Consider the following 21,819-nt stretch of genomic DNA (forward strand, 5'->3'; position numbering starts at 1 on the left):
TGTCGTGATGCGTAAGTTTATCTTTGCCGCAGTGCTTTCGATCACAGCGTCAGCGGCTCATGCAGCCGACCTGCCCATTCTGCGCGGCTCGCTTTCCGAAGGCAGAACCATGGGGCGATCCGACTGGGATGGCTTCTACATCGGCGCCCAGGCGGGCGTCGGGCAGTCCGACATGAATTTCACCGGTGCAACGCGTACCCTCGCAGGCAGCCTGCTGGATGGCCTCGCAATGGAATCGGCCGGTCAGGTCTCGCAATGGCCATTGCTCGGCAAGACGTCGCGGCGAGGCGATGGCTGGGGTGGCTTCATCGGCTACAACAGCCAGTGGGACGACGTCGTGATTGGCGTCGAAATGAGTTATCTGCACGGCAAGTTTGGCGGAGACACAACCGGCTCGATGGCGCGCTCTTTCATTGATGCTCTCGGCTATACCAACGGCGTCACCTATGATGCCGCTGCGAAGATGTCGATTACGGATATGGGCACGCTGCGCGCCCGCGCCGGCTATGCCGTGGGAGCGTTCTTGCCTTACATGTTCGGAGGTCTCGCGCTCGGACAGGCCGATATCGTTCGGTCCGCACGCATTCACGGCGTTGCCGTCAATGTAGCCGCAGCGCCGGGCTTCCAGAACATCCCGTTCGACTACAGCAGGACCGAAGGCCAATACAGCCATCTCATCTACGGCTACACTGCCGGTCTCGGTGTCGACATCAATCTGATCGGCGGATTGTTCGCACGCGCCGAATGGGAATACGTCCGCTTCACCTCATCGGTCGATACCAACATCAACACGGTGCGAGCCGGCGTCGGCTACAAGTTCTGACCAGCCAAGGTCGCGTACGTTTGGCACGAGTTTGATCTCTGTTGACATGCCGTTTCACGAATGCTGCCTTACCGTGTCTGAGGATGCGGGGCAGTCATCATGAAAATCTACGGCGATCTGAATTCCAGCAATTGCCTGAAGGTGAAGTGGGTGAGCGATCACCTCAAACTTCCCTATACGTGGATTGATATCGACACGAGCAAGGGCGAGAGCCGGACGCCGGAGTTTCTGGCGCTTAACGGCGCCGGCCAGGTGCCGACCGTCGTGCTCGACGACGGCCGCCCGCTCGCGCAATCCAATGCCATCATCCGCTATCTCGCCCGTGGCAGCGATCTGATTCCGACCGATGCCTATGAGGCCGCCAGGATGGATGAATGGCTGTTCTGGGAACAATACAGCCACGAGCCCTATATCGCGGTGTGCCGCTATCAGATCGTCTATCTCGGCAAGGCGATTTCGGATCTCGATCCCGAAAAGCTGAAGCGCGGCTATTTCGCGCTGGTGCGCATGGAGCATCACCTGACGACATCGCGTTTCCTTGTCGGAGATCGCGTCTCGCTGGCCGACGCGTCGTTGCTGGCCTATACGCGCGTCGCCCATGAGGGGGGCTTCCATCTCGATGGTTACGCGTCGATCAGGCGCTGGATCGCCGACAGCGAGAAGGCATTGGGTATTTCGTGAATACGCAGATCAAGCTACGGCCTGCGCGCCGCGAGGACGTCGTCGCGATCGTGGTAATGCTGGCCGATGATGCGCTCGGCCGTGGCCGCGAGCGTATCGAGGACCCACTGCCGCAATCTTATTACGAGGCCTTCGATAAACTCGCGCATGACCCAAATATCCGGTTGATGGTTGCAGAAGGCGGCGACGGCAGCGTGGTCGGATGCCTGCAGCTCTGCATCCTGCCGGGCTTGAGTTCGCAGGGCGCTTCGCGAGCGCTCATCGAGGATGTTCGTGTTTCGACGACGCTGCGCAGCCAGGGTATCGGCGAACAACTGGTGCGATGGGCCATTGGCGAGGCACAGGCGAGGGGATGCAAACTCGTCGAGCTGCTGACGCATCAGACCCGGGTCGATGCCCAGCGATTCTATAAACGGCTCGGTTTCGCTGGCAGTCATGTGGGTATGACGTTGCGGTTCTAGAACGCGTCATCATCATGTCGTCGGGCGGACGCTGCGCGGCGCCATTTATTGCAAGGCATCAGCAAAACCGGTGGTGGTACGCCGGGGACGGGCGACGTCATCCGGCCATCAATGACGCGTGATAGCCCGGAAGTCGCTTGACGCTCCGGGCCGGTTCCCATATCCACGCCAGCGGGACACCTCCCCCCAACGGGAGGCTAGCTATCTGGAAGGATAGAATATGACTGCAGCGAAGCCCGCTTCGCGGCCTAACGTGCCGCATTTCTCCTCTGGCCCCTGCGCCAAGCGCCCCGGCTGGACCCCCGAAAAACTCACCGACGCAGCCCTTGGCCGTTCGCACCGTGCGAAGATCGGCAAGAACAAGCTCAAACTCGCGATCGATCTGACGCGTGAAGTGCTTGAAGTGCCCGCAGATTACCGCATCGGTATCGTGCCGGCATCGGATACGGGCGCTGTCGAGATGGCGCTGTGGTCGCTGCTCGGGCCGCGTCCCGTCACCACCATCGCCTGGGAATCCTTCGGCGAGGGCTGGGTCTCGGACATCGTCAAGGAGCTGAAGCTCAAGGACGTCACCAAGCTGCATACCGGCTATGGCGAACTCCCCGACCTGTCGAAGGCCGATCCGAACTCGGACATCGTCTTCACCTGGAACGGTACCACTTCCGGCGTGCGCGTACCGAATGCCGACTGGATCAAGGCTGACCGCGAAGGCCTGACCATCTGCGACGCGACCTCGGCCGCTTTCGCGCAGCCGCTCGACTGGGCGAAGCTCGATGTCGTCACCTTCTCCTGGCAGAAGGCGCTCGGCGGCGAAGCCGCACATGGCATGCTCGTGCTGTCGCCGCGCGCCGTGGCGCGTCTGGAGAGCTACACGCCGCCATGGCCGCTGCCGAAGATCTTCCGCATGACCAAGGGCGGCAAGCTCAACGAAGGCATCTTCGTCGGCGAGACCATCAACACGCCGTCGATGCTGTGCGTCGAGGACTATCTCGATGCGCTCGGCTGGGCCAAGTCGGTCGGAGGTCTCAAGGCGCTGATCGCGCGTGCGGACGCCAACACCAAGGCGCTCGCTGACTGGAAAGCGAAGACGCCGTGGATCGACTTCCTCGCAGCCGATCCCGCGATCCGCTCCAACACGTCGGTGTGCATGAAGGTGATCGATCCCGCGATCACCGCGCTATCGCCGGACGCGCAGGCTGACTTCGCCAAGAAGCTGGTCGCGGCTGTTGAGAAGGAAAATGCCGGTTTCGACTTCGCGCATTATCGCGATGCGCCGGCCGGTCTGCGCATCTGGTGTGGTGCTACGGTCGAAGCCAAGGACGTCGAAATCCTCACGCAGTGGATCGACTGGGCCTTTGCCGAGACCAAGGCTTCGCTCGCCAAGGCGGCGTAAGGCGGCTTCTTACCCTCCCCTGGAGGGGGAGGGTCGACGAGGACTGGCGACGCGCAGCGTCGTCAGGATTCGGCGGGGTGGGGTGACATCCTCTCCCCGTCCTCTCATTCAATGATCAGCCCGTTGCTTCACCCCACCCCGGCGCTTCGCGCCGACCCTCCCCCTCAAGGGGAGGGTGAAGGAGCCTCATCATGACCGCCCCCAAAGTTCTCATTTCCGACGCTCTCTCTCCCGCTGCCGTGCAGATCTTTCGGGATCGCGGCATCGACGTCGACTTCCAGCCGAACCTCGGCAAGGACAAGGACAAGCTCGCCGAGATCATCGGCAACTATGACGGCCTCGCCATCCGCTCGGCCACCAAGGCGACCGCGAAGATCCTCGAAAAGGCGACGCGCCTGAAGGTGATCGGCCGCGCCGGCATCGGCGTCGACAATGTCGAAATTCCCGCGGCGACCGCCAAGGGCATCATCGTGATGAACACGCCGTTCGGCAATTCGATCACGACCGCCGAACATGCGATCACTTTGATGCTGTCGCTCGCCCGCGAGATCCCGCAGGCCGATGCGTCGACGCAGGCCGGCAAGTGGGAGAAGAACCGCTTCATGGGTGTCGAGATCACCGGCAAGACGCTGGGCGTGATCGGTTGCGGCAACATCGGCGCCATTGCCGCCGACCGCGCGCTCGGCCTGCGTATGAAGGTCATTGCCTTCGATCCGTTCCTGTCACCGGAACGCGCCAAGGACATCGGCGTCGAGAAGGTCGAACTTGACGACCTCCTCAAGCGTGCCGACTTCATCACGCTGCATACGCCGCTTACCGAGAAGACGAAGAACATCATCGATGCCGCTGCCATCGCCAAGATGAAGCCCGGCGTGCGCATCATCAACTGCGCGCGCGGCGGTCTGGTCGACGAGCAGGCGCTGGTCGATGCGCTGAATAGCAAGCATGTCGCCGGCGCTGCCTTCGACGTGTTCGTCGAGGAGCCGGCCACCAAGAACGTGCTGTTCGGCCATCCCAATGTGATCTGCACGCCGCATTTGGGCGCATCGACAACCGAAGCGCAGGAGAATGTCGCGCTGCAGGTCGCCGAGCAGATGTCGGATTATCTGCTGTCGGGCGCGATCTCCAACGCGGTCAACTTCCCGTCGATCACCGCGGAAGAAGCACCGAAGCTGAAGCCGTTCATCGAACTCGCCGAGAAGCTTGGCTCGTTCGCGGGCCAGCTCACCGAGACCGGCATTGCCAAGGTGCAGATCACCTATGAAGGCGCGGTGGCCGAAATGAAGATCAAGGCCCTGACGTCTGCTGCATTGAGCGGATTGCTGCGGCCGATGCTCGGCGACGTCAACGTCGTCTCCGCGCCGGCCGTTGCCAAGGAGCGCGGCATGGTAGTCGATGAAGTGGTGCGCGCGGCGCAGAGCGATTACGAAAGCCTGATCACCGTTACGGTTATCACCGAACGGCAGGAACGCTCGGTGTCCGGCACTGTCTATCATGACGGCAAGCCGCGGCTGGTTGATATCAAGGGTATCCGCGTCGATGCCGAATTCGGGAAGTCGATGATCTATGTCACCAACGAGGACAAGCCGGGCTTTATCGGAAAGTTCGCCTCGCTGCTCGGCGATGCCAAGGTCAACATCGCAACCTTCCATCTCGGCCGCAACGAACAGGGCGGTGACGCCATCGCGCTGGTGGAGATCGACGGCGTTGTGCCGGCCGATGTGCTGAGCAAGGTGCAGGCGCTGCCGCAGGTGAAACAGGCTAAGGCGCTGACATTCTGAGTGTCTCTTACCCGAACTGACATTGCCGAAATCCCCGTCCGAAAGGCGGGGATTTTTTCGTTTTGCGGAAAATGTTCACATTCAGGTCGGCGCGGCACGTTTGCCCCCGCCCCGCACGTGTAAGGATTTGGGAACACTACCCCGATACATTTTACTCCGAGGAATCAGCGATCGAAAATCGCACGCCCGGGGGAATACAGCCGTGAAGCTCGCCAATATCCGTATTACGTACAAGCTCGTCGTTCTGGTGGCCGTCACCATGATCGGCCTCTGCGCCGCGGGCATTCTGGCCGCCTATATGGTCAAGAGCGAGATGCTCTCCGCGCGAACCGAGCAGCTGAAATCGATCGTCGAAATCGGGACCAACGTAGCGGCCAGCATCCAGAAGGATGTCGCAGCAGGCAAGCTCACCAAGGAAGCTGCGACCGCCGAGCTGGTACGCCGCATCGAGCCGATGACCTATGACAACGGCAACTATCTGTTCATCTACACGATGGACGGTGAGGTGGTTCATCTGCCGGGCTTCAAGCCGGGATCCAACCGGCTGGACGTCAAGGTCAGTGGCGTTGCCATTACGCGTGAATTCCGCGACGGCGTCGCAGCCAACGGCACGAAGATTCTGACCTACGAATTCCAGAAGCCCAATGAGCAGGTCCCGTCGCGCAAGATGGGTTATGCCGCGGCGCTTCCCGGCTGGAACATGTTCATTGCCACCGGCGCCTATCTCGATGACCTCGACGCTCATCTGAAACCGATCATCTGGGCGCTCGGCCTGGCCATGCTGGCCATTGCCGCAGTGGCGGGTGCGATCGCGTGGCTGATCGGCCGTAGCATCACCAAGCCGCTCGGCATGCTGGGATCGCGCATGGGGTCGCTCGCCAATGGTGCGCTGGATGAGGAAATTCCCGGCGTTGGCCGTAGCGATGAAGTCGGTGCGATGGCCAAGACGGTTCAGGTGTTCAAGGACAATGCGCTGCGTATCCGCTCGCTCGAACAGGTCGAGGCGGATGCGCAGGGCCGTATCGCCGCGGAGCGCCGAGCCGCCATGGAGGCGATGGCCACGGATTTCGAGCGCAGCGTGACGGGTATCGTCCGCTCGGTCTCCACCGCCGCAGTCGGTATGCAGAGCACCGCGCAGTCGATGACGGCGACGGCAAGCGATGCAAGCTCGCGCGCCGCGACGGTCAGCGCAGCTTCGACGCGCTCGTCCGATAATGTCAGCACGGTCGCGGCGGCTGCGGAGGAATTGTCGGCGTCAGTCAGTGAAGTGCTGCGTCAGGTATCGGCCTCCAGCGAGATCGCCAGCAAGGCGGTGGGCGATGCCGAGCGCACCAATGCGACTGTTCAGATCCTGTCGAGCGGCGCTGAGAAGATCGGCGAAGTCGTGCAGCTGATCCACAGCATTGCCTCCCAGACCAATCTGCTGGCGCTGAACGCGACCATCGAAGCCGCACGTGCCGGCGAGTCCGGCCGCGGTTTTGCGGTGGTGGCATCCGAGGTGAAGGCGCTGGCCAGCCAGACCGCCAAGGCCACCGAGGAAATTTCGGCGCAGGTTGCCGCCATGCAGGCGTCGACCAGCGAGGCCGTTGCATCGATCGGCGCCATCACCGGCACCATCGCCCAGATGAGCCAGATCACCAACACGATCTCTGTGGCGGTGGAGCAGCAGGGCACGGCGACGCAGGAAATCGCGCGCAACATTCAGTCGGTGTCGGCCGGCGCGAATGAGATCAGCAATCATATCGGCGGCGTCAGCAGCGCAGCCGAGGCCACCGGCTCCGCGGCGTCACAGGTGCTGTCGAATGCAAAGGAGCTGGAGAGCCAGTCCGGCATGCTGCGCACCGCCGTGGATGAATTCCTCGCCAAGGTGAGAGCAGCCTGAGTCAAATCCTTCCCCGAGCGCGGCTTAGCTGCGCTCGGGGAGCTACCGGGCTGGGACTTGCCTGAACTATTGAGTTTCGGCCGCTGCGTCGTATCGCTGCACCACCGAATTTAAATCTGCACAATGATAGTTCATAGTGGTGCGCAGCTACCTGTAGCGCGACTTTTGGTGCATTCGAGGTAACCCATAACCGCGGTTGCAAAAACGGAACTACACACCACTTCACGAACTCGAAACTACACCCTGCGATGGTGACTCGCTTATTTCAGCGCGCCTTACAGGGATACTTCCCATGAATCGTTTGAAAATTTCGATCGGCCTTCGCCTCTACAGCATCATTGGCTTGAGCTTTCTTGGCCTCGCCGGGCTGGCCTGGATGCAGCTGAACACCCTCGGCGACTCCCTCAAGCAGCAGCGCCAGAGCGAATTGACCCATCTCACGGAGCTGGCGCTCGGCATCGCGCAGGAAGAATACGCGACGATCCAGCGTAGCGGTGTGTCGGACGAGGCCGCGCGCAAGACCGCAGCGGCGCGTATCGGCAAACTGCGCTACGGCAATGGCGATTACTTCTGGATCAACGACCTGCAGCCGCGCATGGTGATGCATCCGATCAAGCCCGAGATGAACGGCAGCGATCTCTCCGGCAACAAGGACCCGAACGGAAAGCGGCTGTTTGTCGAATTCGCCGATGTCGTGAAGAAGCAGAAGGCCGGCTTCGTCGACTATCTGTGGCCCAAGCCCGGCAAGGACGCACCGCAGCCGAAGCTGTCTTATGTCGTTGGTTTCGAGCCTTGGGGCTGGGTGATCGGCACCGGCGTCTATATCGACGACTTGCAGGTACAGCTCTGGGAGAGTGCGCGCACCGTGATGATCGCGGCACTCGCGGTCATTGTCATTCTCGGCGCGCTTGCCTGGATGATTGGCCGCAGCATCACCATCCCGCTTCGCCGGCTCGGCGCGCGCATGCGCGGTCTCGCCGATGGCGCGCTGGATGAAGCGATCCCCGACGTCGACCGCGGCGACGAGATCGGCGCCATGGCCGCAACGGTTCAGGTGTTCAAGGACAACGCGGTGCGCATTCGCGGGCTCGACAAGATCGAGGTGGAATCGCAGGCCCGTGCTGCTGCCGAACGCCGTGCGGCTATGGAAAGCCTCGCCGATGATTTCGAACGCAGCGTCAACGGCATCGTGCGTTCCGTCTCCACCGCCGCGGCCGGCATGCAGAGCACTGCACAGTCGATGACGGCGACGGCAAGCGACGCGAGCTCGCGCGCATCGACGGTCGGTGCGGCATCGGCGCGTTCATCTGACAATGTCAGCACGGTTGCCGCCGCGGCTGAAGAACTATCGGCATCGGTCAGCGAAGTGCTGCGTCAGGTCGCAGCCTCCAGCGATATCGCCAGCAAGGCCGTAGGCGATGCGGAGCGCACCAATGCGACGGTGCAGCAGCTCTCTAGCGGCGCCGAGAAGATTGGCGAGGTCGTGCAGCTGATCCACAACATCGCCTCGCAGACCAATCTGCTTGCGCTCAACGCGACGATCGAAGCGGCACGCGCCGGTGAGTCCGGCCGTGGCTTCGCGGTCGTCGCGTCGGAAGTGAAGGCGCTGGCGAGCCAGACAGCCAAGGCGACCGAGGAAATCTCGGCGCAGGTTGCGGCGATGCAGGCGTCGACACAGGAGGCTGTCAACTCGATCAACGCCATTACCGGCACGATCGCGCAGATGAGCCAGATCACCACGACGATCTCGGCGGCAGTGGAAGAGCAGGGTTCGGCCACGCAGGAGATCGCGCGCAACATCCAGTCGGTTGCCGCTGGCTCGAGCGAGGTCAGCGCTCATATCGGCGGCGTCAGCGCAGCGGCGGAAGCAACGGGGCAGGCGGCAGGCATGGTGCTGTCGAATGCAAAGGAGCTGGACGGCCAGTCGAGCATCCTGCGCAAGGCGGTGGATGAATTCCTCGCGAAGGTTCGCGCAGCGTAGAGCCTTTCCTCTTCTCTCGCGGAGAGCGAGCTCTTGTAGCGCTGCAATCGTTGCTCATCATCAAGTATCACAGGCTCGATGATTTGCGGGTTTGGTTTGTAAAGAACAAAAAAAGGTCTGTTCGGTATTCTTCTCCTCAATTGGTATTTGCACCCGCGACCTTTTTTGGAGAGCTCATTGTGAAGATAAGTAATCTGACGATCACGCCCAAGCTAGGTATTCTGGTGGGTGTCATGTTGCTTGGTCTGTGCGCGTCTGGCGTTCTCGCGGGATATTTCGTTCAGCGCGAGATGATGACCTCAAGGATCGAGGAGCTTCGCCACTTCGTCGATGCCGCGCGCAGCGTGGCGATCGGATTGCAAAAACAAGTCGACGCCGGCCAGCTCACCAAGGAAGCCGCGATGGCAGAATTCGGTCGTCGTGCAAACACGATGACCTACGACAACGGCGCGGGCTACCTGTTCGGCTCCATGATGGACGGCGTGACGGTGTTGTCGCCGGATGCCAAGCAGATCGGTCAGAACCGTCTCGATGTGGTGACCAATGGCAAGGCGATCGGTCGCGAGTGGCGCGACAGTGTTGCTGCCAAGGGCGAGCACACGATGTTCTACGACTACGTCAAACCCGGCCAGACGGAGCCGCTGCGTAAGGTTGCTTATGCCGCTGCGATCCCGGGATGGAACATGTATGTGGGCGCCGGAGCCTATCTGGAAGACCTCGACGCCAGGTTGAAGCCGATCGTCTGGGCGCTCGGTTTGGCGATCCTTGCTATTGGTGCGGTCGCGGGCGGCATCGCCTGGATGATCGGTCGCAGCATCAGCCGCCCGCTCGGTCAGCTCGGTGCGCGGATGCGCACGCTGGCCGATGGTGCGCTTGAAGACGACATTCCCGGGACCGGGCGCGGCGATGAGATCGGTGCGATGGCATCGACCGTTCAGGTCTTCAAGGACAACGCGGTCCGGATTCGCGGGCTCGACAAGATCGAAGCCGAGACGCAGGCGCGCGCGTCTGCCGAGCGTCGTTCGACCATGGAGAGCATCGCCGATGATTTCGAACGCAGCGTCAACGGGATTGTTCGCTCGGTATCGACGGCAGCGGCAGGGATGCAGACCACCGCGCAATCCATGACGGCAACTGCCAGCGATGCGAGTTCGCGCGCATCGACGGTCGGCGCCGCGTCGGAGCGGTCGTCGGACAATGTCAGCACGGTTGCAGCCGCCGCCGAGGAATTGTCGGCTTCGGTCAGCGAAGTCCTGCGGCAGGTCTCGCAGTCGAGCCAAATTGCCAGCAAGGCAGTCGGCGATGCGGAACGCACCAATGCGACCGTTCAGCTGCTGTCCAGCGGCGCGGAGAAGATCGGCGAAGTGGTTCAGTTGATCCACAGCATCGCCTCCCAGACCAATTTGCTCGCGCTGAATGCGACCATCGAAGCGGCGCGTGCCGGCGAATCCGGCCGCGGCTTTGCGGTCGTCGCCTCGGAAGTGAAGGCGCTGGCAAGCCAGACCGCCAAGGCCACCGAAGAGATCTCCGCCCAGGTCGCAGCTATGCAGGCATCGACCAGCGAAGCCGTACTCTCGATCAGCGCCATTACGGGGACCATCGCGCAGATGAGCGAGATCACCACCAGCATCTCCTCGGCCGTCCAGGAACAGGGCGAGGCCACGCGGGAAATCGCGCGCAACATTCAGTCGGTCGCGGCGGGCTCCAGTGAAATCAGCGAACATATCGGCGGCGTCAGCAGTGCAGCAGAAGCGACCGGGACGGCGGCCTCGCAGGTGTTGTCGAATGCCAGGGAGCTCGACACCCAGTCCGGCATGTTGCGGACGGCGGTGGACGAGTTCCTGACCAAGGTGCGTGCGGCGTAGAGGCTCTTCTTCCCCTCTCCCTTTGTGGGAGAGGAAAGTAGATCACGCTCTAACGCAAAAAGCCCTCCCTTGCGGGAGGGCTTTCGTCGTTTCAGGCGGGGGCCTGCTCGCGTTGATTACTTCGCCTTCAGGAAGTCGCCGACTTCGAGCAGCACGAACTCGTTGTCGTCAGCCTTGTTCGGCTCGCGGCTCGACGAGAACGGCAGGTTGTTGTCGTTGCCGACGATGATGTGGGTGGCATCAACCTGGTCGACGTTCTCGATGGTGAAGAACGGGAAGGTCAGAACGCCGTCATTCAGCGGCTTGCGGGCCAGCTTGTTCGGGTCCTGGATCTTCATCAGGTCGATGAAACCAATCTTGCGAACGGGCTTGCCGACATTGGCGTCGTTCAGTTCGATCTTGTAGACCTTCTTGAACTTGGCGAGATCCGGGAAGCAGTCTTCACCGCGCTTGCCATCGGCGCAGGCCTTGTCCTTGGTGCCTTCGCCGTTGTCGCGCTCGATGATCAGGCCGTTGTCGGCGGTGATCATGTTGAAGTCGCCGATGGCATTGCCGTTCTGTTCGAACACATACTGCCAGTAGCGACCGGTGAACTTCTCGTTAGCGACGTCGAATTCCAGGATGCGCGAGGCTTCCTTGCCGTCGACCTTTTCCCAGTCCTTCTTCTCGGCATCCCAGATGGGGCCTTCGAGCAGGCCGTAGAGGAACTTGCCATCCTTGGAGGAGGCGAAGCCTTCATAGCCCTTGGAGCGGCGCAGATTGACCGTGGTGTAGGTGGCGCCCGGCGCACCCGGCGACTGCACCGACCAATGGTCAGGCGAGCGCACCGGCTTGCCGTCGGCGACGGTGTCGAACACGGCCAACACCTTGCCGGTCTTGTCGGCCTTGATGATGTAGGGGCCGAATTCTTCGCCGATCCAGAAATTGTCGCCAACGATCTGGAAGCCTTCGGTGTCGACATCGGCGCCGGTCAGATAGCGCTTGGCGGTGTCTTCATGAACGATGCGGAACGGCACCTTCTTGTCGGGATCGTGCAGGAACACGGTGGCCTGACGCTCGACCTTGCCGTTTTTCCAGTCGATCTTGTGATGATTGAGATAGATCATGTAGTCAGCCGAATTGTAGCGCGAGCCGGCGCCATTGTCGGTCAGCACCCAGAACGAACCGTCGGGCATCACCTTGATGCCGGAATGGCCCTGCAGCGGCTGGCCCTTCATCGGCAGCGAGATGCCGGTGGCGCGCTCATAGGACTTGCCCATCACGGTGCCGAGCGCGTCGACGCGCTTGCCGGTGGTGTATTTGCCCGAGGTCTTCAGGTCGTTCGGCGCATCCGCAGGCGCATCGATGGTCGACGTCGCCGGCAGCACGGCATGGCCGGCGAGCTTGGCGGGGAATTCACCTTCGGTCTGGGCGAAAGCGGCGGAGGTGAGCATGACGAGGGAAGCGACGGAGCAGAGGAATGTGCTGCGCATGGTTGTCTCCTTTGTGGTGACCATGCGCGGTGTTCTGGGGGGCAGGCGTTACGCTGCGCTGACAGTTCCGTGACGACTGGGTGACAGCGGGGGAAAGAGCTGCGGCATGGGGTCGCCGCGGCTGCGGGTTAGGTCACAGCCCCTCCGCCATCGTCTCCGCCTCGCACGCCAAAGGCAGGCGTGGGGCGGAGACGGCGAACGGTGCTGCTTCTCTACTGCTTCTCGATCCCCGCATCCGTGATCAGCTTCTCCCACACCTTGAGCTGATCCTTCAGGAAGGTGTCGAATTCTTCCGGCGTACCGGAAAAGGCTTCCATGCCACGGTTGGCAAGGTCTTTCTGGATCTCGGGGCGTTCGACGATCTTGCGGATTTCGGCGTTGAGCTTGACGACGATGTCCTTCGGCATGTTGGCCGGACCGAGATAGCCCTGCCACGAGGTGATGTCGAAGCCCTTCACGCCGGCCTCGTCCATGGTCGGCAGATCCGGCAGAAGCTTGGAGCGATATTTCGTGGTCACCGCAAGCGACTTCAACGCCTTGGCGTTGACATGCGGCAGGCCGGTCGGAACGTCGACGAACATCATGCTGACACGGCCGGCGATGACATCGGTGAGCGCCGGTGGTGAGCTCTTGTAAGGCACGTGCAGGAGATCGAGCTTGGCGAGGCGGGCAAAGGTCGCGCCCGAGACGATCGCCGACGAACTGCCCGATGCGTAGGAGTACTTGCCCGGCTCTTTCTTGGCGAGCGCGATCAGCTCTTCCACGGAGTTGGCGGGAATCTCAGGATTGATCACCAGCATGAAGGGCAGGTCGCCGGTGCGCGCGATCGGCGTGAAATCCTTGATCGGATCATAGCTCATGGTCTTGAGCAGAAAAGGATTGGCCGAATGCGTCGTGTTGGTGGTCACGAACAGCGTGTAACCATCGGCGGGGGCGCGGGCGACGAAACTGGCGGCGATCGAGCCATTGGCGCCGGCCTTGTTGTCGATCACGGTGTTGGCGTTCAGTGCGGTGCCGAGTTCCTTGGCGATCAGGCGCGTCGTGGTGTCGGTGCCGCTGCCTGCGGCGAAAGGGAGCACCAGCGTGATCGCCCGGTTTGGATAATTCGCAGTTTGTGCGATGGCATCCGGGGTCGCCAACAGCAGCGCTCCGATAAAGGATGCGCTCGCCACACCGCGAAGAATTGAAAGTCCGTGCATTCCGCTTTTCTCCCTGAATCGGCCTTGGTAGCTCGTGTTTGTTGCGGGCAAACTAGCGGAGGTCGGTGACGCACGGAAGCGGAAAGGTATGCAGTTTAGGTGAGCGCGCTGTCGATGGTGTAGGCCATGCATCGACTTCTGCTGCACCAGGTCGACCTTCTCGCGTTCGTGAGCGACAGCACCTGCAGACGGCCGCTGATCTCCGCAGCATCTCCACGTCGGGGTCGGTGCGAATGCCGGGGCGACCTCCGGAGCACGCACGGTCGGTTCGTCGCGGTCCTTCTCGTCGCTGCTACTGCTTCCCGACCAGCGACAGGTTCAGCGCCGCGCAGGCCCAAAGCTCTTTGACAAATGCACAGCAGCTCTTATATAAATTAGAATAATTCTAAACTAAGCAAGGCGTTGATATGAAGGCGTTTTCGGAGCTTACCGAACGCGAGGTGCTGGCGGTTGCGATCTCCAGCGAGGAAGAGGACAGCCGGATCTATCTCAGCTTCGCCGAGGATCTGGCAGAGCGCTATTCCGATTCCGCGAAAGTCTTCAGCGAGATGGCCGAAGAGGAAAAGGGCCATCGACATCTGCTGTTGCAGATGTATGAGGAGCGCTTCGGACCGAACCTTCCGCCGATCCGGCGCGAAGACGTCAAGGGCTTCATCCGCCGCCGACCAATCTGGCTCACGCGTAACCTGTCGCTCGAAACCATCCGCAAGGAGGCCGAGAGGATGGAGTTCGAGGCCGAGCGCTTTTACGCCAGGGCTGCCGAGCAGGCGACGGATGTCGGCGTTCGCAAGTTGCTGGGCGATCTGGCCGAGCTGGAAAAAGGACACGAGCATCTCGCGGCCAAATTATCGGATGCCATCCTGACGTCCGACGTTCGTACGATCGAGGATAACACCCGCCACCGGATGTTCGTCCTGCAATATGTCCAGCCAGGTCTTGCGGGCTTGATGGACGGCTCCGTATCGACGCTGGCGCCGCTGTTTGCGGCCGCGTTTGCAACACATCACAACTGGCAGACATTCCTTGTTGGCCTCGCCGCGTCGATCGGCGCCGGCATTAGCATGGGTTTCGCCGAAGCACTGTCGGACGATGGCTCCATGACCGGACGCGGCTCGCCGTGGCTACGTGGCGGCATCTGTGGGCTGATGACGACGCTGGGCGGTCTCGGCCATACTCTGCCTTATCTCGTGCCGGACAGCTGGCCGAATGCATTCTGGATCGCGACGGCCATCGCGGGTGTTGTCGTTTTTTTCGAACTCTGGGCCATCGCCTATATCAGGGCGCGCTATATGGATACGCCGTTCCTGCAGGCCGTCTTTCAGGTGGTGCTTGGCGGCGTCATCGTTCTGGCGGTGGGAATATTGATCGGAGGCGCGTAGTGGGTGGGGAGGCGTCAGATGGCGTCGTTGCGCGGGATGGCGTAGGTTCTATGCGCGGGAAACCCTGCTGCTCGTCCCGCCGATGATGAGTGTGTGCGATGCATGATCGCGGCAGGTGCGATCGCGGGCAGCTTACGGGTAAAGGAGCGTCCCATGTATGCTGCCATTCGTCAGAGCAAGGCAAAGACCGGCATGGCTGAGGAACTGACGCGCAGGATCAAGGAAGGTGCCATTCCGATCATCAGTGATGTCGAAGGTTTCATGGCCTATTATGTGGTCTATGCGTCCGACGATACGGTGACGGCGATCAGCATCTTCAACAATTTCGCGGGCGCCGAGGAGTCGAACCGACGCGGGCTCGCATGGAGCGAACAGAATCTAGCGCCCTTGCTGATTGGACCAGCCACAGCGATAGCCGGGCCGGTTATCGTTCATACGTTGGCATAACGCGCGCGAGACAGGTGCTATGCCGGGCGGTGGCATGTGCGCGTAGATTACTCGCTAGATTCTCAATCTCCCAGCAGGCGCTTCGCGCCGGCGATTGCGCGGCGCGCGACTTCTTCGGGGCCGCGCTCCCGGGTCAGCGCATCCATCGGCACTTCGAGCGCGACCGGAATATGCTTCGGCAGGTGCGCGGCGATGGCGCAGAGGTCGATGCCGCCGTCGCCGGGTGGCAGCCGTTCAGCGCGCGCGGTGTGCAGCAGTCCTTCCACCGTGCCAGGCTTCTCCGCCGGAGCATCGCAAAAATGGAAAAACGGCAGCAAGCGCGATGGCATGTCGTCGAGTTCGGCGAGGCTGCTATCGGAGCGGTCGAAATGCAGCGTATCGACAAGGATACCCGCATTGGCGCGGCCTGCGGTCTCGACGATGGCGCGCGCCTTGTGCAGGTTCGACACATTGGTCCAGGGAAAGAACTCCATCACCGGCATGATGCCGTATCGCGCCGCAAGATCGGCGATGGCCGCCAGTCGGTCGGCGAGGCGGGACAAGTCGGGATCATAGGGCGCGACGATGACATGGCGGGCTCCGAGCTCCGCGCCAGCGGTGAGTATCGGCTCAAGCGCCGCGACGTCGATCCCGGGCGTGATCTTGACGAGTTCAATATCGAGCACGTGCAGTCCGGTATCGGCGAGACGCGCCTTGGTTTGCTGCATCATCGCCTTGTCGTTCATCAGCGGGTAGCCAGGGCTTTCCGCGGTCACGGCGATCAGTCTCAGTCCGACACTCCGGTAGCCGCAGCGCGCGGCAACGTCGATCATCTCTGGCGGCGCCAGCGATAGCACGGTGAGGTGGGCGAGCGAGAAAACGGTCAAGTGATGTTTCTACTCCCGATGTCAGGCTGGCCGGAGCGGATGTTCGGTCTATCGCCGTGATGCGATAAATACGCCCGACAGTACCAGCACGTAGCCGATGAGGTGAAACAGTTGCGGCTGTTCGCCGAGAAACGCGATGGCCAATACGGAGCCGAACACCGGCATCAGATGCAGAAATGGTGCAGCCCGATTCGGGCCGATCAGCGCGATGCCGCGATTGAAGAACAGATAGGCCAGCGCCGACGGAAAGATCATGGCATAGGCGAGCGTCAGCAGCGTCACGGTGTCGAAGATCAGCGGTGAACCGGAGTTGAGTTCCCAGATGCTGACCGGCAGGGTCAGGATCGCGCCGCCGGCGGTGGTGAAAGCAATCAGCGACATCGGGTGCGTCACCGGTCGCCGCAGCATCAGCGCCGAATAGATGCCGAACACCAGGAGTGCTGCGAACAGCATCGCATCGCCCTTGTTGATCTGGATACTGGCCAGTGCGGTGAGATCGCCGCGCAGGATGATGATCAGCACGCCGGCCATGGAGACCACAATGCCGAGCAGTTGCGCCAGCGTCAGCCTCACGCCGAACAGGATCAGCGTCCACAGCGCGACACAGAGCGGGCCCGACGACTGGATCACCAGCGCATTCAGGGCCTGCGTGTATTTCAGGCCCCAATAGGCGAGCACCGTATTGGCGGCGAAGCCGGTCAGCGCCAGCATGGTCATGAGAGAAAGCTGCGCGCGGAGGACCGGCCAGTCCGTGCGCAGATGCGTCCAGGCGAAGGGCAGCAACAGGAAAAAGGCTCCGATCCAGCGCACGCAGGCCAGTGTCACCGGCGGGACGTGGCCGGCGACATAGCGGCCGAGCACGATATTCCCGGCCCAGAACAGCGAGGTGAGGCTGAGCAGGAGATAAGGCTGGTTGGCGAACCAGCCGACGATCGTTGGTCGCGGCGGAGCGGAAGGGGTCATCGGCTCGATGGTCAATGCAGCTTTCCATAGGCGGCAGTTCGCCGGGTGGCACAAGTCACGCTGGCGCGCGGGCACCATGCGCGGCAATGGAGCGCGCATCGGTAGATGCGTCGAATGGACGCCAGGAATGAGCCTCGATTCAGGTATTTAGATGCCGAAAAACACGCAAAATCAGACGATTATACCTTTTCCGCCAGGCGAACATTAACTGCTTTCGAACGGCTAGCCGATAGAACTGAATCACAATGATGGAACTTGTTTCTTGAATTGCGGGTCCGGATACCTCGTCGACGTTGTGCAGTGAGTGTGTCTGGAGCCGTTCGGCTTTGAGCGCACGACCGAGGGGTCGGCGCGACAGGAGATCGCAATGCCATTGTCCGCCTCCCAACCCAAACCCGGCCGTCGCCGGGGTCTCGGTCTTGGCCCGCGCATCATGTTGATGACGGTCTCCGGCATTCTCATCCTCGGCATCTGCATCACGCTAGTCGCCAAATATGTGCTCGAACAGGGCGCCGCCAAATCCGCGACGGAGCGGGTCGAGACCAATATGCGCGTCGCCTGGAACGTGCTGCGCGAGAGCGGTGACAAATACAGCATCGCGGATGGCAAGCTGCTTGCCGATGGCAAGCCGCTGAACGGCAATTTTGCAGCGGTCGACAAGATCAAGACGCTGGTCGGCGGCACCGTGACGATCTTCATGAATGACACCCGCATCTCGACCAATGTGATGAAGCCGGATGGCACCCGCGCTATCGGCACGCAGCTGGCGAAAGGACCGGCCTACGAGGCGGTCTTCACCGGCAAGACCGCGTTCCGTGGTGAAGTGGCTATCCTCGGCGAGCCGTATATGACCGTCTATGATCCGATCTTCGACGCCAGCCGCAACGTGATCGGCATTCTCTATGTGGGCATCAAGAAGGTTGAGTTTCTCGAGACCGCGAATGATACGCTGTGGACGATCGTCTATGCGACCGTTGCGGTGATGCTGCTGGCGATCGTGCTCAGCTATTTCGTGGCGCGCGGCACCATCGTGCGTCCGCTGAAGGCCAGCATCACCACGATGAACAAGCTCGCCAAGGGCGACCTCACGGTTGATGTTCCGGCAAGCAGACGCGCCGACGAGATTGGCGAGATCATGACGGCGCTCGGCGTGTTCAAGGCCAACGGCCTCGAAGTCGAACGCATGAAGGTCGCGCAGATCGCTACGGAAAGCCGCACGGCCGAACAGCGCAAGGCGGATATGATGAAGCTCGCCGCCGATTTCGAAGGCGCCGTCGGGCAGATCGTCGAGACCGTATCGGCTGCCTCGAAGGAACTGGAAGGTTCGGCCACCACATTGACGGCAACATCGGATCGCTCGCAGGCTTTGGCGATCGCTGTGTCGGCGGCATCGGAAGAAGCTGCCACCAACGTGCAGTCGGTCGCATCCGCCACCGAGGAAATGTCGTCGTCCGTGCACGAGATCAGCCGCCAGGTGCAGGGCGCCGCGCGCATTGCCAGCGAGGCTGTTGCGCAGGCTGACAATACCAACAACCGCGTCGGCGAACTGGCGACGGCCGCGGCACGCATCGGCGATGTCGTCGAGCTGATCAACAATATCGCGGGCCAGACCAATCTGCTGGCGCTCAACGCGACCATCGAGGCCGCGCGCGCCGGCGAAGCCGGTCGCGGCTTTGCGGTGGTTGCCGCGGAAGTGAAGGCGCTGGCCGAGCAGACTGCAAAGGCCACGGGTGAAATCAGCCAGCAGGTCTCGGGCATCCAGAAGGCGACCGAGGATTCGGTATCGGCCATCAAGGAGATCTCCATGACTATCGGTCAGATGTCGGAGATCGCGTCCGCCATTGCATCGGCCGTTGAAGAGCAGGGCGCCACCACACAGGAGATTTCGCGCAACGTGCAGCAGGCCGCAGCAGGCACGATGCAGGTGAGCGCGAACATCACCGACGTGCAGCGCGGCGTCGAAGAAGCAGGCTCGGCGTCATCGCAGGTTCTGTCCGCGGCACAGTCGCTGTCCAGCGAAAGCACGCGACTGAAGCAGGAGGTCGGCAACTTCCTGCGCTCGGTGCGCGCCGCGTAACTATCCACCGGGAAAGACAAGAATCGCGCGCGACGGCGCCACAACTATTTGCGGGCAGACATAACCGTCGCGCCTGGACTGCATCTTGCTGAGAAAAATACCCGCTGAATTTAGAACCATTAAAATCTGCGGCAGTGATGTCACACTGCCGCAGAATGCTTGTTGTTTGGAACGCTTCTATTGGCGATGACGCGGCCGTCCCTCTAACCCCGATCCATCATATGAGGTCATCCATCATCGAATATGTCGATGCGGATGAGATTTTGGGGATCACCTTGAACAGCACCATTCGTTTGTCGCGTCTCGCGCTTCTGTCGTCGGTCTGTGCGCTCAGCGTCGTCACGTTCGATACGTCGCTGGCGCAGTCCAGTTCCACGCAGACCGGTGCGCAGCCTTTGCCGCCCGTGGTCGTCAACCAGCCGCAGCAGCGTCGCCGCGCGGCCGCCGCGCCGAGCCGCACGCCGCGCGCCCGCACCGCCGTTGCGCCGCGTCCGGTGGCTCAGCCGCCGCGCAGCAACGTATTCGTGGAGAGCCCGCGCGGTCCGATCCAGGGTTATGTCGCCAATCGCAGCTCGACGGGCACCAAGACCAACACGCCGATCAACGAAACGCCGCAGTCGATCTCGGTGGTTGGCGCCGAGCAGATTAGAGATCAGGCACCGCGCAGCTTCGATGACGTCCTGCGCTATGTGCCGGGTGTTACGGCTGGCACCTTCGGTGCGGACTTCCGCAACGACTGGTTCCTCATCCGCGGCTTCAAGTCCGACGACAACAGCGTGTTCCTCGACGGTCTCCAGCTGTTCTACACCTCTTATGCGAGCTGGAAGCTGCAGCCATTCAACATGGAGCGCGTCGAAATCCTGCGCGGTCCGTCAGCGATCCTCTATGGCGGCTCGAGCCCCAGCGGTCTCGTCAACGTCGTCAGCAAGATGCCGCAGGCTCAGCCGATCCGTTACATCGAAACCGGCGTCGATAATTTCGGCAATGCCTATTTCGGCTTTGATATCAATACGCCGATCAAGCTCGCGCCGGGCAATGGCGAGCTCTACACCCGCATCGTCGGCCAGGTGCAGAACGGCGGCACGCAGACCGATTTCACGCCGAACAATAATTACTTCATCGCGCCGTCGCTGACCTGGAAGCCGAACGTCGATACCACGCTGACCATTCTGGGCTCGGCCTCCTACAACGAGACCCGCCCGGCCAACTTCCTGCCTTATGTGGGCACGGTGACCAACGGTCCGTTTGGGCGGATTCCGACCAGCTTCTATTCGGGTGAGCCGAGCTTCGATCATTTCAAACGCGAGCAGGAAATGCTCGGCTACCAGTTCGAGCACCATCTGTCCGACAACGTCACCTTCCGGCAGAATGCGCGCTTCGCCCATGTCGACGTGAACTACGCAGGTGTCACCGGCGGTGGTCTTGCAAACGCAACGACCGGAGATTTGTCGCGCTTCTCGTTCGCCACGCGGGGCATTGCCGATCAGGCCAACATGGATAGCCAGGTCGAATATCGTTTCACCACAGGCATCCTCAGCCATACCGCGCTGTTCGGCCTCGATCTGAAATACTATTCCATCAGCGACGTGCAGGCTTCTGGTTCTGCTGGCAACTTGAACGTGATCAATGCCGTCTATAGCGGCGCGCCGCCGATCACGTCGACGCCGTTTCGCAACTCGAACCTGACGCAGCAGCAGCTTGGCGTCTATCTGCAGGATCAAATCAAGCTCGACCGCTTCACGCTGGTGCTGAGCGGCCGCAATGACTGGGTCGACGTCAACGATGTCGGTCGCAATCCGAACGCTGCCGTATTGGGGCGTGACGACAGCAAGTTCAGTGGCCGAGCCGGTCTGATCTACAACTTCGACAACGGTTTGGCGCCCTATGTGTCGTATGCCACCAGCTACAATCCGGTGATCGGGCTTAATTTCTCCACCAACACGCTGTTGTTGCCGGAAACCGGCCGGCAGGCCGAGGTCGGCGTCAAGTATCAGCCGGTCGGCTTCGATGGTCACTTCAGTTTTGCCTATTTCGACCTCAAGCGTCAAAACGTGCTGACCGCCGACCCGCTTAATCCGCTGCAGTCGATCCAGAATGGCGAGCAGACGTCGCGTGGTCTCGAACTGGAAGCCGTCGCTAATCTCGCGCCGGGGCTCAAGGTTGTTGGCTCGTTCACGACCTACAATCTCTTCGTGAGCAAGGACGGCGATGGGACGATCGTCGGCAAGGTGCCGACCAATACACCGCGCCAGCTTGCGTCGGGTTGGGCCGACTACACCTTCCAGGACGGCATCCTGCGCGGCTTCGGCTTCGGCGGCGGCGTGCGCTACGTCGGCTCGTCCTTCGCCGATCAGGCCAATACACTCTCGGTTCCGTCGCGCGTACTCGGCGATCTCGCCGTTCACTACGACTGGCAGAATTGGCGCTTTGCCGTCAACGCCAACAACGTCGCCGACGAAATCTATGTCGCGAATTGCTCGACCGCGAATGCCTGTTTCTACGGCGATCGCCGCCGCGTGACCGGCAGCATCGGCTACAAGTGGTAACGG

At 61.6% G+C, this 21,819-nt stretch carries 16 protein-coding genes; 12 read left to right on the forward strand and 4 right to left on the reverse strand.

Annotated elements, in window-relative coordinates; translation table 11 throughout:
* Positions 1 to 7: 7 nt before the first annotated feature.
* The 8 genes from AB7783_RS00185 to AB7783_RS00220 all read left to right on the forward strand — a co-directional run bounded on the left by AB7783_RS00185 (position 8) and on the right by AB7783_RS00220 (position 10,867).
* Positions 8 to 823, forward strand: coding sequence for an outer membrane protein (locus AB7783_RS00185; RefSeq protein ID WP_441276455.1), 816 nt, complete (start codon positions 8 to 10; stop codon positions 821 to 823).
* Positions 824 to 922: 99 nt separating this feature from the next.
* Entirely contained in the window at positions 923 to 1,504 is a 582-nt protein-coding gene (locus tag AB7783_RS00190; RefSeq protein ID WP_441276456.1) for a glutathione S-transferase family protein, read from the forward strand.
* A gap of 56 nt (positions 1,505 to 1,560) precedes the next feature.
* The gene (locus AB7783_RS00195; RefSeq protein ID WP_120289146.1) at positions 1,561 to 1,965 is read left to right on the forward strand and encodes a GNAT family N-acetyltransferase; all 405 of its coding nucleotides are present in this window, start codon (positions 1,561 to 1,563) and stop codon (positions 1,963 to 1,965) included.
* A gap of 220 nt (positions 1,966 to 2,185) precedes the next feature.
* A complete protein-coding gene (locus AB7783_RS00200; protein WP_441276457.1) occupies positions 2,186 to 3,358 on the forward strand; it encodes a phosphoserine transaminase in 1,173 nt (390 codons plus the stop codon).
* 191 nt (positions 3,359 to 3,549) lie between these two features.
* Positions 3,550 to 5,139: a phosphoglycerate dehydrogenase gene (gene serA / locus AB7783_RS00205; RefSeq protein ID WP_089261694.1), complete on the forward strand. Its 1,590-nt coding sequence runs from the start codon at positions 3,550 to 3,552 to the stop codon at positions 5,137 to 5,139.
* 202 nt (positions 5,140 to 5,341) lie between these two features.
* On the forward strand, positions 5,342 to 7,021 hold the full coding sequence (locus tag AB7783_RS00210) for a methyl-accepting chemotaxis protein (protein WP_441276458.1): 1,680 nt from the start codon (positions 5,342 to 5,344) through the stop codon (positions 7,019 to 7,021).
* Positions 7,022 to 7,313: 292 nt separating this feature from the next.
* Positions 7,314 to 9,002 (forward strand): cache domain-containing protein, encoded by a 1,689-nt coding sequence (locus AB7783_RS00215; RefSeq protein WP_439057388.1) that lies wholly within the window; start codon positions 7,314 to 7,316, stop codon positions 9,000 to 9,002.
* A gap of 179 nt (positions 9,003 to 9,181) precedes the next feature.
* Positions 9,182 to 10,867 (forward strand): methyl-accepting chemotaxis protein, encoded by a 1,686-nt coding sequence (locus AB7783_RS00220; protein WP_441276459.1) that lies wholly within the window; start codon positions 9,182 to 9,184, stop codon positions 10,865 to 10,867.
* Positions 10,868 to 10,983: 116 nt separating this feature from the next.
* Here AB7783_RS00220 and AB7783_RS00225 read toward each other — a convergent pair whose 3' ends face one another.
* Together AB7783_RS00225 and AB7783_RS00230 are read right to left on the reverse strand one after the other, a co-directional pair.
* Positions 10,984 to 12,339: an esterase-like activity of phytase family protein gene (locus AB7783_RS00225; RefSeq protein ID WP_441276460.1), complete on the reverse strand. Its 1,356-nt coding sequence runs from the start codon at positions 12,337 to 12,339 to the stop codon at positions 10,984 to 10,986.
* A 212-nt stretch (positions 12,340 to 12,551) separates the two neighbouring features.
* Positions 12,552 to 13,538, reverse strand: a complete 987-nt coding sequence (locus AB7783_RS00230; RefSeq protein WP_441276461.1) for a Bug family tripartite tricarboxylate transporter substrate binding protein — start codon at positions 13,536 to 13,538, stop codon at positions 12,552 to 12,554.
* Positions 13,539 to 13,945: 407 nt separating this feature from the next.
* On the opposite strand from AB7783_RS00230, the gene mbfA reads away from it, so the two are divergent.
* Positions 13,946 to 14,917, forward strand: a complete 972-nt coding sequence (gene mbfA, locus AB7783_RS00235; RefSeq protein ID WP_441276462.1) for an iron exporter MbfA — start codon at positions 13,946 to 13,948, stop codon at positions 14,915 to 14,917.
* Between the two features lie 153 nt (positions 14,918 to 15,070).
* A complete protein-coding gene (locus tag AB7783_RS00240; protein WP_089263582.1) occupies positions 15,071 to 15,364 on the forward strand; it encodes an antibiotic biosynthesis monooxygenase in 294 nt (97 codons plus the stop codon).
* A gap of 62 nt (positions 15,365 to 15,426) precedes the next feature.
* On the opposite strand, the gene AB7783_RS00245 is transcribed toward AB7783_RS00240, so the two are convergent.
* Both AB7783_RS00245 and AB7783_RS00250 read right to left on the reverse strand, forming a co-directional pair.
* The gene (locus AB7783_RS00245; protein ID WP_441228795.1) at positions 15,427 to 16,230 is read right to left on the reverse strand and encodes a sugar phosphate isomerase/epimerase family protein; all 804 of its coding nucleotides are present in this window, start codon (positions 16,228 to 16,230) and stop codon (positions 15,427 to 15,429) included.
* Between the two features lie 48 nt (positions 16,231 to 16,278).
* The gene (locus AB7783_RS00250; RefSeq protein ID WP_441279618.1) at positions 16,279 to 17,193 is read right to left on the reverse strand and encodes a DMT family transporter; all 915 of its coding nucleotides are present in this window, start codon (positions 17,191 to 17,193) and stop codon (positions 16,279 to 16,281) included.
* Positions 17,194 to 17,560: 367 nt separating this feature from the next.
* On the opposite strand from AB7783_RS00250, the gene AB7783_RS00255 reads away from it, so the two are divergent.
* Both AB7783_RS00255 and AB7783_RS00260 read left to right on the forward strand, forming a co-directional pair.
* On the forward strand, positions 17,561 to 19,270 hold the full coding sequence (locus tag AB7783_RS00255; protein ID WP_441276463.1) for a methyl-accepting chemotaxis protein: 1,710 nt from the start codon (positions 17,561 to 17,563) through the stop codon (positions 19,268 to 19,270).
* A 221-nt stretch (positions 19,271 to 19,491) separates the two neighbouring features.
* Positions 19,492 to 21,816 (forward strand): TonB-dependent siderophore receptor, encoded by a 2,325-nt coding sequence (locus tag AB7783_RS00260; protein WP_441276464.1) that lies wholly within the window; start codon positions 19,492 to 19,494, stop codon positions 21,814 to 21,816.
* The last annotated feature ends 3 nt before the right edge of the window (positions 21,817 to 21,819 follow it).

The organism is Tardiphaga sp. 172_B4_N1_3 (assembly GCF_052076035.1).
GTDB lineage: Bacteria > Pseudomonadota > Alphaproteobacteria > Rhizobiales > Xanthobacteraceae > Tardiphaga > Tardiphaga robiniae.